This is a genomic window from Halomonas litopenaei (assembly GCF_003045775.1).
Taxonomy (GTDB): Bacteria; Pseudomonadota; Gammaproteobacteria; order Pseudomonadales; family Halomonadaceae; genus Halomonas; species Halomonas litopenaei.
The window spans coordinates 118,811-134,571 of the sequence record NZ_PXNS01000003.1 but is presented as its reverse complement, the minus strand read 5'-3'; the positions used below and the strand labels follow the sequence as shown (position 1 = coordinate 134,571).

Below are 15,761 nucleotides of genomic sequence, written 5' to 3'. Positions count from 1 at the left end.
CGTGGCGGAAGGGGCATTGAAGCCGACCGACTACGCGGTGCTTTCGCGTATCGCCCGGGAGCTAAAGGCTGCCCGGATGGTGGAACGCAAGCGCACGCTGAAGGCGATTGTGGCGATCGAGGCGTTCTGCGACGCGCAGGACATCAGGCTCGATGACTATCGCCGGGGTGACACGCTGCGCTTTGACCGGCGCTTGCTTGAAGCCATCGACACGACGCTTCAGGAGCTGGGGCATAGGCCCATCGACGCCACCACCCGTGGGCGCTCCACCCGAGAGCAGGCTGCGCACGGCTTTGACGAGGACAAGGCCAACCGCGCCACACCCCGCCAGGCCAGGGTGCTGGTCAGCGCCCCGGCCTCGGCAACGCCGGCCTGGCTTGCCACCACCCCGCGAGAGATTCGCGACCTGGACTGGCGCGACCTCAGCCTGGCCGCCTTCGACGCCCTGGTGCAGGTCGAAAACCTGGACAGCTTCTATGAGCTGGATGGCGCCCAAGGTGAGCTGGGCGAGGTCGTCGCCCCGCTGGTGGTCTATCGTGGCGACACCCTCTACCGCCAGGGGTTTGATGCCCTGGCGGCGGCCTGGGGCGAGTGTTTCCACGACCAGCGCCCGCATCTGTATCTCGGGGACTTCGACGCCGCCGGTATCGCCATCGCCCTGGCGAGCGGCGCCAGCCACCTGCTGCTGCCGTCGCTTGCGACCCTCAATCACAAGGCCAGCGGGCTGCACCAGCCCGCCGAGCAGATGCCTCACCAGGTGGCGCTCAGGCGCCATCGCGAGCGACTGGCCGCCGCGCATCCCCTGCGCGACTACCTCGCGCTGATCCTCGATCAGCAGCGCGGCCTGCGCCAGCAGTGGTTCGCTGGCCCACTTGAGGCCGTGGCGCTGCGCTGAGCGTAGCTTCCTGATATCTCCTTCTCGGTATCCATCAGTAATCAGACGTGTTCAGCACAGCTTGGTTTACCGGTTCCCATCAATGGGTACCACACTCTGAGGGAGCTGCTTCGTTCGGTCTTGCAGGGCCGGGCGGGCGGTGTTTCGAGGTGGAGGGCCCTCGCCAAGAGGGCCGTATGCGATTTCAACGAGCGGGTTGTGACGGTTTTCAAACCGCCACTTCCTGGCTCAGGTAAGCCAGATGAAGTTTGGAGCCCTTGCGGTCGTTGATGCCGACGGCGATATCAGCGTTGAGGCTTTGGCCAAGGCGCTTCGTATTACAAAGAGCGAGTTGGCCTTGGCCGTTGGGCTTGGCTCGGGTGCTATCGACGGCAAGGACCCGCTACATGCGTCCTCGACACAAAGGCGCTTACGCCAGACGTGCGAGATTCTGAAACGCATCGAACCCTGGGCCGGCTCGATCAGTGCGGCGTGGTCGTGGTATCGCAGCTATCCGATCGCGCCTTTTGGCGATTTGACAGCGGAAGCCCTGGTCAGTCGTGGACGCGCCGAAGATGCCCTGCTCTATCTTTCGCAGATTGGCGAGGGAGGCTATGCGTAAGCTTCCTCCCTGGAGCCTGGTTTTCCCTAAAGCTGGCGCCGCCAGCGATTCTCGATGGTGTCCAGTTCCGCCGGGCCGTACAGCGCCTGGGGATGGCCGCCGTAGTGGGCCCAGAGCTGGTCACCGAAGTCGAAGTGCCACCACTCGCTGGGCAGGTTGGTGAAGCCCTGGGCGGCCATGGTGTGGTAGAGCAGGCGGCGATTGTCGCGGACCTCGCGTTCGGTCGCGCTGGGGGCCTCCTTGGCTTCGTAGAAGGCCGTGTGGGAGGCCGGTATCGCCTCGTCGAACAGCGTACCCATGGGCAGCGGCAGGCCGTCTTCGTCGCACAAGGTCACGTCGACCGCGCCACCGCTCAAGTGCGGACTGGGGCCGGTCGGGCTGGTGCTCGGCTCGGCGACGAATTCCCGGGTGCGCTCGAGCAGTTCATCCTCGGCGATGTCGGGGTGATTGCCGAGAATCGCCTCCATCAAGGTCTCGAACAGGTACTGCTGGACCCGCCAGGGGCGCCAACCGTCGAGCACGATCAAACCGACGCCCTGGGGCAGCGAGCGGGCCGCGGCGAGCACCCGGCGGTAGACGCCCTCGCGCACGTAGCACTCGTTGATCGCCCCGGGAATGCCGAGGCGGGCGTAGGCCGGAAATACCTTTACCGGCGCCGGTGCCAGGCTCATCGGCACCAGCGGCTCGTCGAGCCCCTGGATGGCAATCTGGCGTAGCTGCGACCAGGCCGGTTCCGACGCGAGGGGGATCGGTGTGTGGCGCGGATCGCGGCAGGCATCACGAGAAGAGCGATCTTGGGTCATGGTTGCCTCATCCCAGGGTGGTCGGGAGCCACAGGGTCAGTGACGGCACCAGGATCAGTGCCACCAGGACCAGCAGGGCGATGACCACGAAGGGCCAGATGGTGCGAAACAGCGCGGTGATCTCGAGCCGGCTGACGGCGGCAGCGACAAAGACGCAGGCACCCATGGGCGGCGTGATCAGCGCGATGGTGATATTGAGGGTGATGATGATGCCCAGATGGACTGGATCGATACCCGCCATCATCGCCACCGGGGCAAAGATCGGCGTCAGCAGCATCAGTGCCGAGACTTCCTCCATGAACATGCCGGTGATGAAGGTGATCAGGCTCAGCAGCAGCAGGATGACCACCGGGTTGTCGACGTAGGGGGTCAGCAGTTCGACGAACTGGTTGGGTACCTGGGCGTAGGACAACAGCCAGCTCACCGTACTGGAAGCGGCCATGATCACGAAGATGGCGGCGGTCAGGCGGGTGGTGTCCACGCAGGCCCGCCACAGCCCGGCCAGGCTCAGGTTACCGGCAAGCACGCCGTAGAGCGCCACATAGGCGACGGTCAGCGCACCCGATTCGGTCGGTGTGACCAATCCCATGACGATGCCGGCGACGATCAGGAAAGGCGCCATCAGCGCGGGCAGCGCCCCCAGGGCGGCGATGCCCAGCTGGCGCGCCCCGGGCCAGCCATCGCCCCTGGGCAGGCCCTTGCGCCTGGCGTAGACGGCGTTCATGCCCATGAAGGCGGCGCCCAGCAGCAGCCCGGGGATGACGCCTGCCAGAAACAGGTCACCCACCGAGGTATTGGTCAGAGAGGCGTACAGAATCATGAAGATGCTGGGAGGGATGATCGGCCCGATCAGCGAGCTGCCGGCGGTGAGGCCGGCGGCAAAGGCGGTGGAGTAGCCTTCCTTGCGCATGGCCGGTACCAGCAGCGAGCCCAGCGCCGAGGTGTCGGCGACCGCCGAGCCGTTGACGCCAGCGAAGAACACGCTGGAGACCACATTGACGTGGCCCATGCCGCCACGCAGGTGGCCCACCAGCAGGCGCGCAAGGGCCATCAGCCGGTCGGTCAGTTTCGAGGCGTTCATCAGGTTGCCGGCGAGGATAAACAGCGGGATGGCCATCAGCGAGAAGGCGTCGATGCCGCCGAAGAACTGCTGGGGCATCATGCGCGGGATCATCGACAGGTCGACGAAGGCAAAACCGACCACCGCGGTGGCCAGCAGCGAGATGAACAGTGGCAGGCCGAGCAGCACATGGACGATAAACACCGCCAGCATGGCGAGGGTCATGAGTGTGGCTCCTCGATGTCCAGGGTGGGCAGCGGGTGAGGCCCGTGGCACAGCGCCATCAGCGCCAGCAGGGCGAACCCGATAGGCACGGACATCACCGGTACCGCGCGGCTGATGCCAAGCCCCTGGCTCTGGAAGATGGCCACCGACTGGGCGTACTGGAAGCTGAACCAGGCACCGCCGATGGCCAGCACCAGGGTCAACAGCCACTGGTACCAGGACAGCAGCCTGCTGGCCAGGCGCGGAATCAGTCGCTCGATCAGGGCGACGCGCATATGGCCGCCCTCGATCCAGACGCTGCCAAGCGCCAGCATCACCGCGCCGATGATCAGGTAGCGGGCCAGCTCATCGGTCCAGATCGGCGCGCCGCCGGCCAGGTAGCGCGCGAGCACGCCGCAGAGCATGGCGAGCAGGTCGATCACCAGCAGGGCGCTGGCGACCCATAGCGATAGTCGCCGCAGGGCCATCAGCGGCGGAGAGTGGGCAAGTGACCAGGACATGGGCAAAGGCTTCCACGGCAGGGGTGAAGATCGGCGGAGCGCCCTCGGGCAGCATCCAATCGAGGATTATCCGGAGATTGAGGCTTTCCAGCGACTGGGCTTTAGTGAAAAGTCCCAGTGTAGAGGGGCTCAAGGCAGCCGCGCTCTGGGCAGCGCCTGGTCGACGGGTATGGCCGCCAGGCGCTTGCTTGGGCTGTCTGGCTCAGGCCCGTCAGGGCCCGAGCGCGGTCTAGCGGTTATTCGCCGCTGAGCTCGACGCCAGCGTCATCCAGGGCCATGTCGATGTAGCGCTGCTCGATGTTCTGGTCCTTGAGCCACTCCAGATAGGCCGGCTGGCCCTGCTGGCGGAAGGCCTCGAGCTGGTCGGCGCTGGGACGGATGACCTCCATGCCCTGCTCCTCGAGGTAGGCGATGCGCTCGTCGACCTTGGCCTGGTTGTGCTCACGGGCCAGCTGGTTGGCCTCGGCCACCGCCTCGCGGAAGGCCGCCTGGGTCTCTTCATCCCAGCCGTTGATCATGCTGGCGTTGCCCACCAGGAACTGATCGGAGTACTGAATGTTGGCCAGCGTCAGGTAGTCCTGCACCTCGTACAGGCTGCCCAGGATGATGTACATCGGCGGGTTCATCTGGCCGTCGGCGACGCCGGTCTTCAGCGCCATGTAGACCTCGGTCCAGGGGATCGGGGTGCCGGAGGCGCCAAAGGCTTCGTACAGGGCCACCTGACTCGGGTCCATGGCGCGGAAGCGCAGGCCCTCGAAGTCGGCCGGCTCGGCGATCGGTGTCTTGTCGTTGGTGAAGGCCAGGAAGCCGCCTTCCTCGACCACCGCCAGCAGCTCAAGCCCGGCGCGGCCCTCGAGATCGTCCTTCACCGCCTGCCAGTAGGCGCCTTCGTCGAAGAAGCTGCGGGCGTCATCGAAATCCTTGAACAGGAAGGGGATGGCGCTGACGAATACCTCGGGAACGATCGGCGACATGCCGGCGAAGGAGGCGATGTTCAGGCTCGGCGAGGCCATGGTCTGCTCCATGCGCTCCTGCTCTTCACCCAGCATGCTGTTGGGGTAGAGCTTGAGCTCGAGCTCACCGCCGGTCTTTTCTTCCACCAGTTCCTTGAGGTTGGTGGCGAAGACGTGGACGGCGTTCTTGTCCGGATCGGGGGCGCCGTTGTAGCTCAGGTTGACGGTGGTGGCGGCCAGCGCCGAAGCGGCCGACAGGCTCAGCGCCGCGGCGGTGGACAGGGCGGCGACCAGGGGAAGGGGGCGAAACAGGCTCATGGGACTCTCCGGTGTTGTCGTGTTGTTGTAAAACGGCATCGTTGCAAGTCGATATCGAGACTAGGCGTTGTCGCGTTGACTAATCAAACCCTATGGCGTTGATCTTCAGGCAACGCCTCAGTAGCGGCAAGCTGCCTTGACGCGAGGGGCGTCATCCTGAAAGAAGCGCATGCCTCGTCGGAGATGGGACAGGCACGCCTCGGCGGCCACCGATAGTGGGCGATCCTGGCGGCTGACGATCTGGGCGCGGGCACCATTGAGCACCGGATGGGCCAGCGGCAACACCCGGATCAGCCCCTGCTCGATATCGTCGGCAACGGTCAGTTCCGGCATGAAGGTGACACCGATCCCGGAGCGCACGAAGTTCTTCAGCACCGCCACCGAATTGGTGTGCAGCCGTGAGGTCAGATGCAGGCGCTCCTGGTGGGCCACCTGATCGACCATCTGGCGCATGCCGAAGGGGTTGTCCATCAGCGCCAGCGGCCAGTCGCTGATCTCGTAGAGGGTCAGCGGCGTCTGGCGCCGCGTCAGCGGGTGGTCGGCGGGTACGATCAGGTCCAGCGGGTGGCGGCGCTCGACATGGCAGTGCAGCGTCGGGTCCACCGGTGGGGCATACAGCAGCGCCAGGTCCACCTCGCGATCGCGGATCAGGGCCATGGCCTCGTTGACGCCGGCCATCACCACCACGATGTCGATGCCCGGGTGGGCGGTCATGAAGGTCTGCAGTGGGGCGTTGATCAGATCGGCGATGAAGCCTTCGCCCACCGCCAGGCGAACCTCCCCGCTGTTCAGGCTCTGCAGGGCGTTGAGCCGTGACAGGGTGGCGCTTTCGGCGTCGCACTGGGCGCGATGGTGGTCGACCAGCAGGCGCCCGGCTTCGGTCAGCGAGACGCCGTCGGGGTGGCGGGTCAGCAGGGGCGTTGCCAGTTCTTCTTCCTGTCGGCGGATCAGTCGGCTGATGGCCGAAACGTCCACATTGAGGTGGACGGCGGCGGCGCGCAGCGAGCCACGGCGCTGCACTTCACACAGATAGGCCAGGGCACGGCCGTTGAGCATCGGGATTCCTTGGTCGTGGTGGGGCGGTGTCTGTCATTGTCCTGCAAGTGGCTTGGCGGCGCAGGCGGAGAGTGGCAGACTCATCAGGCCCAAAAGGCATAGATCAATAACCATAACGCAAAAAAGGAATCTCACGGATGCGATCGTTTTCCCGCCCCCTGCTGCTTGGCGCCCTGATCGGGCTCTCCGCCCTTGCCACCACCACCGTTCAGGCGGATGAGCCACTCAAGCTGGGGGTGGATATCCCGTTCGAGCCCTTCGAGTATCGTCTTCCCGATGGCACCCTTGCCGGTTTCGAGGTGGAGCTCGGGGAAGAGGTGTGCCGGCGCATCCAGCGCCAGTGCGAGTGGGTCGAGCAGAGCTGGGATGGCATCATCCCGGGGCTGATGGCGCGCAAGTACGACGCCATCATGTCATCGATGGCGATCACCGAGGAGCGCAGACAGCAGGTGCTGTTCTCCGAACCCTACTACTCCAACCCCAGCGTGTGGGTGACCCTGCGTGATCAGCAGATCGACCCCGATGATCGCGACAGCCTCGAAGGCCTGACGGTGGGCGTACAGCGCGGCACCATCCGCGATCGCTTCATCACCGACACCTATGGCGACATCATGGAGGTTCGTCGCTACGCCACCGCCGAGGACCTGGCGCTGGACGTCAAGACCGGACGCCTGGACAGCGCCTTCATGTACTACCCGCTGGCGCTGGCCAATCTGCAGGTGGACGAGGCCGACAGCGAGGTGGTGGTCAGCTCCGAGTTGATCCGTGAGCCCAAGTCGTACTTCGGCCATGGTGTGGCGGTGGCCTTCCGTCCCCGCGACAAGGAGCTCGCCGAGCAGTTCAACCAGGCCCTGGCCGAGATCAAGGAAGACGGCACCTACGACGAGCTGATGCACAAGTACGTGGACTACGACATCAAGATCTGAGGAGGCCGGACCCTCGCCAGGCCCAGTAAGCGATTTTGCTACCGGTAGTTGGAACACGAAAAGGGCGGCCATTGGCCGCCCTTTTTGTTGCGCTAGCTGGGGTGATGTCGCTGCCAGAGGCGTATCCGGGTCCGCGCGGTGCTCTGGCTCAGGCCCCGGTCTCGGCCTTGGCGCCGGGCTCGAGTATCTCCCGGGCCAGGTTGCGTCCGGCCTGGGTCAGATGCAGGCGCTCGCCCTCCTGGACGACCAGATGGCGCTGGCGCGAGCGCTCCACCACCCGCTCGGCACGGGCGGGGTCCCACATCAAGTGATCACGCAGCGCCATGGTGACGTTTTCCACCGCCTTCTCCGGGCCGTCCTCGTGGTGATAGAGGTGCACCATCAGGGTACGGCTCTCGTTCAGCTCGCGCTGGCGGCGACGTTCGAGCCATTGAGCGAAGACGCCGTAGCGCGGGCCGAGGAGGAAGGCCAGGGCGAGGAAGACGCCGGTCATCACCGCCATCATTCCGCCGATGGAGACGTCCCAGGCCACCGCCAGATAGTAGCCCGAGACGCTGGAGGCGGCGGCGATCAGCGAGGCGTAGACGAAGATCTTCCACAGCCGGTCGGTGAGCAGGTAGGCCGCCGAGGGCGGCACGATGACAAAGGCCACGAACAGCACCGCGCCCACAGCGTCGAAGGCGGCCACCGCGGTGCCGCTGGTCAACAGCAGCAGCGCATAGAACAGCGCGGTAGGAGCGAAGCCCAGCGCCTTGGCCAGGGCGCTGTCGAAGGTGGCGAGCTTCAGCTCCTTGTAGAAGGCCGCCACGAAGGCCAGGTTCAGCGCCGTCATGGCCCCCATGGAGACCAGCGCCCGGGGCACCTCGACACCGCCGATAGGCAGGGTGTCGAGCCACACGAAGCCGATCTCGCCGAGCAGCACGGTGTGGGCATCGATGTGCACGTCGCTGGCGTAGAGGTTGATCAGCAGGACCCCGAGGGAAAACAGCACCGGGAACACCAGACCGATGGCGGCGTCCTTCTTGACCTTCTGGGTCGACACCAGCAGCTCGGTAAGAAACACCGTGAAGATGCCGGTGAGCGCCGCACCGATGATCTGCAGCGGGCCGCTGGCCTGGTGGGTCAGCAACCACACCACCACGATGCCGAAGACGATGGAGTGTCCGATGGCGTCGGACAGCATGCTGGTGCCGCGCAGTACCAGAAAGGTCCCGACCAGGCTGGAGGCGATGCCGACGAGGGCGCCGACCAGCATGATCATCAGCGGAATATTGTTGAACAGCGATGCCATCATGCGCGGCCTCCCCGGCCCAGGTCATCGAGGATGCGTTCGGCCTCGCGACAGCCTTCCGGCGTCAGTACCCAGCGCTTGTGGTCACCGGGTTCGTGGGACGGCGGGGTCTGCTGGGTGATCAGGCCACGGGCGGTCAAGCGCTCCAGCGCGCGCCGGCTGTCGGTGCCCAGGTAGGCGTCCACCATGCGTTTCTCGGAGCGATACTGGCGATCGGCGTGGTGGCTGGCGAGCTGGTAGAGGGTGGTGAGCACCCTCTGGTGACGTAGCTGGCGCCGATCACGCTGAAGCTTGAGGATTTCCCACACAAAGCCCCGGTGAGGCGCAAACAGCAGCGATACCAGCACCACGCTGGACAGGCTCAGGATGATCAGCGGCCCGGTGGCGAGCCCCGGACCGAGGGCACTGATCAAGGCGCCGGTGACGCCACCGACGATACCGAACAGCGCCGACAGCATGACCATGGTCTCCAGTTTGTTGGCCCACTGACGCGCCGCCACCGCCGGGGCGATGACCATGGCAGCCATTAGCACCACGCCGACCATCTGCAGGCCGACCACCACGGCCAGGGCGATCATCACTGTCATCAAGGCCTCGAGCAGTGTGACCGGCAGGCCCTGGGTGGCAGCGAATTCGGCGTCGAAGGACACCAGCTTGAATTCCTTCCACAGCCCGCCGACCAGCACCAGAGCCACGCCGCTGACGCCGGCCATGATCCACAGGTCGCTGCGCAGGGTGGCGGCGGCCTGGCCGAACAGGAAGGCGTCGAGCCCCCCCTGGGAGGCGTTGCCGGTGCCCTGGATATAGGTCAACAGCACCACCCCTATGGCGAAGAACACGCTGAGCGAGATGCCAAGGGCGGCGTCGGTCTTGAGCCGGCTCATGCGGGTCAGCAGCAGCATCACCAGCGCCGCCAAGGAGCCTGTGAACAGCGCGCCGGCAAGGATGCTGCCCATCTCGCGCCCCCCGGCGATGATGAAGCCCAGGCAGACACCGGGTAGCGCCGCGTGGGACAGGGTATCGCCGAGCAGGCTCTGCTTGCGCAGCACCGCGAAACAGCCGAGCACGCCGCTGACCAGACCCAGCATCGCCGCGCCCATCACCACGTTCTGCAGGGTGTAGTCGCCGAGCAGGGCGTTCAGGCTCATCTCGGCACCTCTTCACGACTTTCCTGCGTGCGCGTCTCGGGTCGCTGGCCGGCGAGCTCGCGCTCGGCGGGAATGACGCCGGTGACATCGTCGAGCAGGGCGATCTGGCCGCCGTAGGCGCGGCGCAGGTTGTCGGCGGTATAGACGTCGTTGACCGGCCCCTGGGCGATCACTCGCACGTTGAGCATCAGCATCCAGTCGAAGTAGCTGCGCACCGTCTGCAGGTCGTGGTGGACCACGATCACCGTCTTGCCCTGGTCCCGCAGCCTGCGCAGGATGTCGACGATGGCGCGTTCGGTGGTGGCGTCGACGCCTGCCATGGGCTCATCGAGGAAGTAGACGTCGGCCTTCTGGACCAGCGCCCGGGCCAGGAACACCCGCTGCTGCTGGCCGCCGGACAACTGGCTGATCTGGCGATCGGCAAAGCCGTCCATGCCGACCATCTCCAGCGCCTGCATGGCCTCGTGTCGCTCGCGGCGACCGGGACGCCTGAGCCAGCCCAGCCGGCCGTAGAGGCCCATGCCAACCACGTCCTGTGCGGTGGTGGGGAAATCCCAGTCCACCGTGGAGCGCTGGGGCACGTAGCCGACCCGCCGCCGCGCCTGGCGGTAGGGGCGTCCATGCAGGGTGACGTGGCCGGCGACGCTGGGCACCAGGCCGAGGATGCTCTTGATCAAGGTGCTCTTGCCGGCGCCGTTGGGGCCGACGATGGCGGCCATGACACCGGGCGGTACGTCGAAATCGATGTCCCACAGCACCGGCTTGCCATGGTAGCTGACCGTCAGGTCCTCCACGTGGAGGGCCAGGTCGGGTTCGTGGAGCTGCTCGCTCATGGTGTGGCTCCTGTCGACCTCGCGGTGGCGTTCAAGCGCTGCGGGGTGGTGGTGTTCACTGGTCGGCGTCCTGGCTGGCGGAGGCGATCTGCGCCGCGAGGGCCTCGGGCAAGGGGGCGGGCTGACCGCCCAGGGCGCTGACGATATGCTCGGTGTTGCTCTTGAGCATGCCGATGTAGGTGCCCTCCAGGGTGCCCTTGGCGCCCATGGCGTCGGAATAGAGCTGCCCGCCGATCTCGACCCGGTGGTCCTGATCGGCGGCGGCGTCGATCACCGCCTGGACGGTGCGCGGATTGATGGTGCTCTCGACGAACATGGCGGGAACGCCACGCTCGACCACCAGCTCGGCCATGCGGCGAATATCGGCCACGCCGGTCTCGGTGGCGGTGGATAGCCCCTGGATGCCGGCCACCTCGATGCTGTAGGCGCGTCCGTAGTAGCCGAAGGCGTCGTGGGCGGTCACCAGGATGCGCTGCTCGGCGGGGACGCTGTCGATGCTGGCCTGAATCCAGTCATCGAGTTCGGCCAGTGACGCCTGGTAGGCCTCGGCGCGCTGCTGCATGGCCTCGGCACAGTGCGGACGCTGCTCTGCCAGCAGTTCAGCGATGACCGGAACGTTCCGGGCCCAGAGTCCTGCATCCATCCACAGGTGGGGGTCGACGCCATAGGCGTCCTGGGTGTGGATAAGTTGGTCGTCGCCGACGGCCTGCTCACTTACCGCAGCGGTGGGCTTGATCCGGGAAAATCGATCGAACACCTTGCCGAGCTGGCCCTCCAGTGAAAAGCCGCTGTAAAGGATCAGCTCGGCCTGATCGAGATCGTGCACGTCACGGGCGCTGGCCTGGTACAGGTGGGGATCGATCCCCGGCCCCATCATGGTGTTGACCGCGACGCAGTCGCCGCCCACCTGCTCGACCAGATCACCGAGCATGCCGACAGTGACGACCACATCCAGCGGTGCCTGTGTCTTTGCGGCGTCGGATTGGGCGTGAACCTGGGGGGTGGTCAGAGCGGCCAGCGAGGCCAGGGTCAGCAGGGCCGAAGCCGGGGCTGAACGACGCATGAACAGGGCTCCTCGGGGCAAGAACGACGCGCAAGCAGCACCGAAGTGCTATTTGGCTATCATTTATAGACGTGGCTAAGTTTTGGCGCCTAAGGCCCCTCGCGTCAAGCGTAGAGCGCTAATCGAGGTGATCGAGTCAGGCTATTCGCGCGTTGGAGCGCACCGGCAGGCCCTGTCGCCTGGAGGTGGACCGGGGCTGGCAGAGGGCTGGCATAGTGTTGGCAGAGGGGGGCACGGAGCCGGATAAGCCCCGGCGATGGCGTCAGCCTTTCAGAAAGCGTTCGAAGGCGGCCAGGGTCTCGGCGCTGACATGGTGCTCGATGCCTTCGGCGTCGACCCGCGCGGTTTCGGGATTGATGCCCAGCTTGATCAGGAAGGCTTCGACGATCTGGTGTCGTTCGCGGCTGGCATCGGCCAGGGCCTTGCCCTTGTCGGTCAGGAAGATGCCACGATAGGGGCGCTTGATGATCAGACCCTCGTCATCGAGACGCTTTAGCATCTTGGCGACGGTGGGCTGGGCGACGCCCAGGCGGCGGGCGATATCGGTCTGGCGCGCTTCACCGCCGTCGGTGATCAGATCCGAGATCAGCTCGACGTAGTCTTCGATCAGTTCGGTGCGGCGTGCGTCTCGTGCCTTGCGAAACCCCTCGACGTGGCTTTCCGGGGAAATCAGCGATGCGCGTTCGTCGTGGTTGAGGGGGTCGTTCATGGGGGATGGAGTCGCCTCGGGTCAGGGTGTCCATCTTGCCAATTGGTGGCGGTAATGCAAGTTCAGCAAAGGTGATACCTCACGTAGAGGTGTTCCGCGGGAAGAGGCGTACCCGAGTCGAGACCTTCTCGCATATGCCCATGTCAGAGAAATCGTCAGCCCTGAAGCAGTGGCATCGCCGATCCACCTACCGGCAGTCGGCGGCGCGACGACAGGGCCAGGAATTGATGGAGGGGAAGGGGCTTCGAGTACAGATAACCCTGGAATGAACGACAGCCCAGCTCCAGCAGCCGCTTTTGCTGCTCCACGGTTTCGACACCCTCGGCGATGACACCGAGTTGCAGGGTCTGGGCGAGGGCGATGATGGTCTGGGCGATGGGAGCCGCAGTGGGGTCATCGGTCAGATCGCGGACGAAGGCCACATCGATCTTCAGGCTGTCCAGCGGGAGGCGCTTGAGGTAGGCCAGAGAGGAATAGCCGGTACCGAAGTCATCGATGGCGAAGCGCACCCCGAGGGTGCGCAGGTGGGTCAGGGTATCGATGACCGGATAGGCCTCACCCAGCATCAAGGACTCGGTGAGCTCCAGGGTCAGCTGGCTTGCAGGCGCCCCGGTATCCGTCAGGGCCCTCTCCACGCCGGTGACGAAGTCGGCGCGCTGGAATTCCCGGGCGCTGACGTTGACCGACAGGGTCCAGGCGCTTCTGTGGGGGTCGTGTTGCCAGTCGGCCAGCAGCTCACAGGTCTTGCGCAGCACCCAGTTGCCCAGTTCGATGATCTGGCCGGTGTCCTCGGCCAGGCTGATGAAGGCACTCGGCGAGACCAGCCCCAGCTCCGGATGCTCCCAGCGCAGCAGTACCTCTGCGCCGGTAATCGTGCCCTGGTGATCGACCTGAGGCTGCAGGTACTGGCGCAATTGCTCGCCGACGACCGCGTCCTTGAGCTGTCGCTCGAGCCTGAGTCGAGCATTCAGGCGCTCGACCATGCTGGCTTCAAAGGCGCAAGGACGCTGGGCGGCCTCGCTCTTGCTCTCGAGCAGGGCCAGGCCAGCGCGCTTGAGCAGTTCGCTGACGCCGAGGTCACCGCCACGAAACAACAGGTAGCCGCCGCTGACGCGGCAGCTGTGGCGCTCGCCGGCCAGCGAATAGTCGCCGTTCAAGGATTCCAGTACGCTGCGCGCCTTTTCCCTGGCCTGCCCCATGGCATTCTCCGGGGAGACCGAGAGACCGTCGTAGAGCAGCGCAAATTCATTGCTGCTCAGCCGCGCCAGATCGTTGGCTTGCCTGGCCCAGGGCCTGAGACGGGCCGCCAGCGCCTTGAGCAGGCGATCCCCGGTGGCCTGACCGAGGGCATCGTTGATGCCCTTGAAGTTGTCGATATCCACCAGCAGCAACATGATGTGCCGGCCACTGATGTCGCTGGCCAGTTGCAGGGCGTGGATGCGTTCCTGCAGCGAGCTGCGATTGGGCAAGGTGGTCAGGCCGTCGTGATAGGCCTGGTAACGGATATGCTGCTGGGCGTCATGGTGGGCGGAGGTATCGCTGAGGGTGGCGACAAAATGCCCGCTACCGTCTTCATCGGCGCGTACACGATTGATGCTCAGGCGCGCAGGGAAGCGGCGACCTTGGCGGTGTCGGACCTCGACATCGCCGATCCAGGCGCCATTTTCTCGCAGCGAGCGCAGTACCTGGCTGCGATGCTGATCGAGCCGCAGCAGGGTATTGAGCTTGAGCATCGAGTGGCCCTGGAGGTCGGTATGGGGCACACCGGTCAGGGTCTCGAAGGCGTGGTTGCACATGATCATGCGGGCACGCTGATCCAGCAGTACGACGCCATCGTGCATCGATTCGATGACATCCACCAACTGGCGGCGTGAGACCTGCATGCGCATGGCGCTGTCCTGTAGCCGCCTGTCGACAAGCACCGTGATCAGGGTGGCCACCGCAAACAGAAATGACAGCACGGCGACGGCGGTGGCCAGTAGCGAGCCGTGATGGGCCATTGGTGTTGTCGCCTGCCAGCCTGGGTCCGGCAGAAAGTACACCGCCATCATGGCCGAATAGTGCATGCTGCAGATGGCCAGGGCGGCGAATACTGCTGCCAGCAGGCTGCCCAGGCGAATGCCCTGCACGCGGGGCAAGTGTCTGGACGCATGGAAGCTGTAGATGCTGGCGATACCAAAGGGCAGCGAGATCACCAGTGACAGCAGCAAGGGAATGGGAGCGAAGCGCATGCTGGCAGGCGCCTCCATGGCTGCCATGCCGGTGTAGTGCATGGTGGCGATGCCCAGCCCCAGCAGGCATCCCGCGATGATCTTGCGCGTGGTGGACAGTCCCCTGCGAGCCATCGCCGCCACGGCGATCAGGCCGGCGACCACCGCCGGCAGCAATGAAGCCAGGGTCAGCCACAGACCATGATGGGCGGGAAAGGGCAGACGATAGGCGAGCATGCCGGTGAAGTGCATGCTCCAGATGCCGAGCCCCATCATGGTGCCACCGGCCAGCCACCAGGCCCTGCGTCGATGTTGCCATCGCGCAGAGTGAACGCGTTCGCCGACGGCCATGGCCGAATACACCGATACCAGTGCCACCAGACACGACAGGACGACGAGCCAGGGCGTGTGTACTCCCTGTATGGCCTGGGCGACCTGCGGGTAGGTAATAAAGATGGGCGGCATGGGTCGGGGTGGGTCCCTTGTAGTAAGGCCTTAAGACAACCTCTTCATTGATTAGCATGACCTGGCGCGTAGAGCAAAGGCTCCTGCCGGGCTGAAGGGCCGCCACGCCAGCGTGATGGATCCGCGTTTGAGTATAGAATTGTCGGTCAATGCTTGCGTGATACAGGGCGCTATATTGTTGTCCTGGCGGTGAAAAAAGTGTAAATGCCGGCGTCTGTCTCGGGAGAAAAATTTAACCGTAAGCAGGCGATGCCAGCCGCTGAGACGGCGCCGAAGCGTGCGGCTGTCTTTAGTCGAGTCGACCCTGGTTGCCGATTCGGGCAAAGATTTTGGTCAACATCTATATGTGCGGCCTCGGGTCGTCGACCTTGTTTTACTGCTGTCTGGCGTGTGCGGTGCAGACCTCACCGGGCAATGGGGTGCGCCAACGATGCCTATGCCGAGCCGTCGCTTGGCGCAGGCGCTACCCACCGACAATTTCCGGGCGAAAGCCGTCCACAAGGATACATTGCAAGACCGGCGAAACCTCGACGGCGGTGTCGTCCGGGAGAGGCCTCGAGCCAGCATCCCGAGGCCAATTCGCAGCCTGACCAGGTTGGCGGGGAGCTGCCTGACACTATCGCTTTTGCTATAGATGCATGCCAAAAGGCTATTTCCCTCGGGATGTCACCTTTGCAAGAGTATGCGGCCCTTTTGAATGAGTCG

Annotated in this window: 14 protein-coding genes; 3 read left to right on the top strand and 11 right to left on the bottom strand. The window is 65.0% G+C overall.

Features of this window, described 5'->3' with window-relative positions; genetic code table 11:
• The first annotated feature begins 16 nt into the window (after positions 1-16).
• A complete protein-coding gene (locus C6W88_RS05775) occupies positions 17-895 on the top strand; it encodes a DUF7281 domain-containing protein (RefSeq protein WP_146164637.1) in 879 nt (292 codons plus the stop codon).
• Between the two features lie 241 nt (positions 896-1,136).
• A complete protein-coding gene (locus C6W88_RS05770) occupies positions 1,137-1,496 on the top strand; it encodes an XRE family transcriptional regulator (RefSeq protein ID WP_108131833.1) in 360 nt (119 codons plus the stop codon).
• Between the two features lie 26 nt (positions 1,497-1,522).
• Here C6W88_RS05770 and C6W88_RS05765 read toward each other — a convergent pair whose 3' ends face one another.
• From C6W88_RS05765 to C6W88_RS05745, 5 genes are all read right to left on the bottom strand, one after another.
• Positions 1,523-2,299, bottom strand: a complete 777-nt coding sequence (locus C6W88_RS05765) for a M15 family metallopeptidase (RefSeq protein ID WP_181248649.1) — start codon at positions 2,297-2,299, stop codon at positions 1,523-1,525.
• Positions 2,300-2,306: 7 nt separating this feature from the next.
• The gene (locus C6W88_RS05760) at positions 2,307-3,584 is read right to left on the bottom strand and encodes a TRAP transporter large permease (RefSeq protein WP_108131832.1); all 1,278 of its coding nucleotides are present in this window, start codon (positions 3,582-3,584) and stop codon (positions 2,307-2,309) included.
• On the bottom strand, positions 3,581-4,084 hold the full coding sequence (locus tag C6W88_RS05755; RefSeq protein ID WP_231498542.1) for a TRAP transporter small permease: 504 nt from the start codon (positions 4,082-4,084) through the stop codon (positions 3,581-3,583). Before C6W88_RS05755 ends, C6W88_RS05760 begins: the two co-directional genes overlap by 4 nt.
• A 236-nt stretch (positions 4,085-4,320) precedes the next feature.
• Positions 4,321-5,355 (bottom strand): TRAP transporter substrate-binding protein DctP, encoded by a 1,035-nt coding sequence (gene dctP / locus C6W88_RS05750; RefSeq protein WP_108131831.1) that lies wholly within the window; start codon positions 5,353-5,355, stop codon positions 4,321-4,323.
• 117 nt (positions 5,356-5,472) lie between these two features.
• Complete coding sequence (locus tag C6W88_RS05745) at positions 5,473-6,411, bottom strand: LysR family transcriptional regulator (RefSeq protein ID WP_045993168.1); 939 nt, start codon at positions 6,409-6,411, stop codon at positions 5,473-5,475.
• A gap of 137 nt (positions 6,412-6,548) precedes the next feature.
• Here C6W88_RS05745 and C6W88_RS05740 point away from each other — a divergent pair, with 137 nt between their 5' ends.
• Positions 6,549-7,337, top strand: a complete 789-nt coding sequence (locus tag C6W88_RS05740; protein ID WP_108131830.1) for a transporter substrate-binding domain-containing protein — start codon at positions 6,549-6,551, stop codon at positions 7,335-7,337.
• A gap of 148 nt (positions 7,338-7,485) precedes the next feature.
• Here C6W88_RS05740 and C6W88_RS05735 read toward each other — a convergent pair whose 3' ends face one another.
• The 6 genes from C6W88_RS05735 to C6W88_RS05710 all read right to left on the bottom strand — a co-directional run bounded on the left by C6W88_RS05735 (position 7,486) and on the right by C6W88_RS05710 (position 15,056).
• A complete protein-coding gene (locus C6W88_RS05735) occupies positions 7,486-8,631 on the bottom strand; it encodes a metal ABC transporter permease (protein ID WP_045993170.1) in 1,146 nt (381 codons plus the stop codon).
• Positions 8,628-9,776, bottom strand: coding sequence for a metal ABC transporter permease (locus tag C6W88_RS05730; protein WP_045993171.1), 1,149 nt, complete (start codon positions 9,774-9,776; stop codon positions 8,628-8,630). Before C6W88_RS05730 ends, C6W88_RS05735 begins: the two co-directional genes overlap by 4 nt.
• On the bottom strand, positions 9,773-10,609 hold the full coding sequence (locus C6W88_RS05725) for a metal ABC transporter ATP-binding protein (RefSeq protein ID WP_108131829.1): 837 nt from the start codon (positions 10,607-10,609) through the stop codon (positions 9,773-9,775). The genes C6W88_RS05730 and C6W88_RS05725 overlap by 4 nt, the downstream gene beginning before the upstream one ends.
• Positions 10,610-10,664: 55 nt before the next feature.
• Positions 10,665-11,672: a metal ABC transporter solute-binding protein, Zn/Mn family gene (locus C6W88_RS05720; RefSeq protein ID WP_108131828.1), complete on the bottom strand. Its 1,008-nt coding sequence runs from the start codon at positions 11,670-11,672 to the stop codon at positions 10,665-10,667.
• Positions 11,673-11,934: 262 nt separating this feature from the next.
• Positions 11,935-12,381: a manganese-binding transcriptional regulator MntR gene (gene mntR / locus C6W88_RS05715; protein ID WP_108131827.1), complete on the bottom strand. Its 447-nt coding sequence runs from the start codon at positions 12,379-12,381 to the stop codon at positions 11,935-11,937.
• A 155-nt stretch (positions 12,382-12,536) separates the two neighbouring features.
• Complete coding sequence (locus C6W88_RS05710; RefSeq protein WP_108131826.1) at positions 12,537-15,056, bottom strand: bifunctional diguanylate cyclase/phosphodiesterase; 2,520 nt, start codon at positions 15,054-15,056, stop codon at positions 12,537-12,539.
• Positions 15,057-15,761 lie beyond the last annotated feature (705 nt).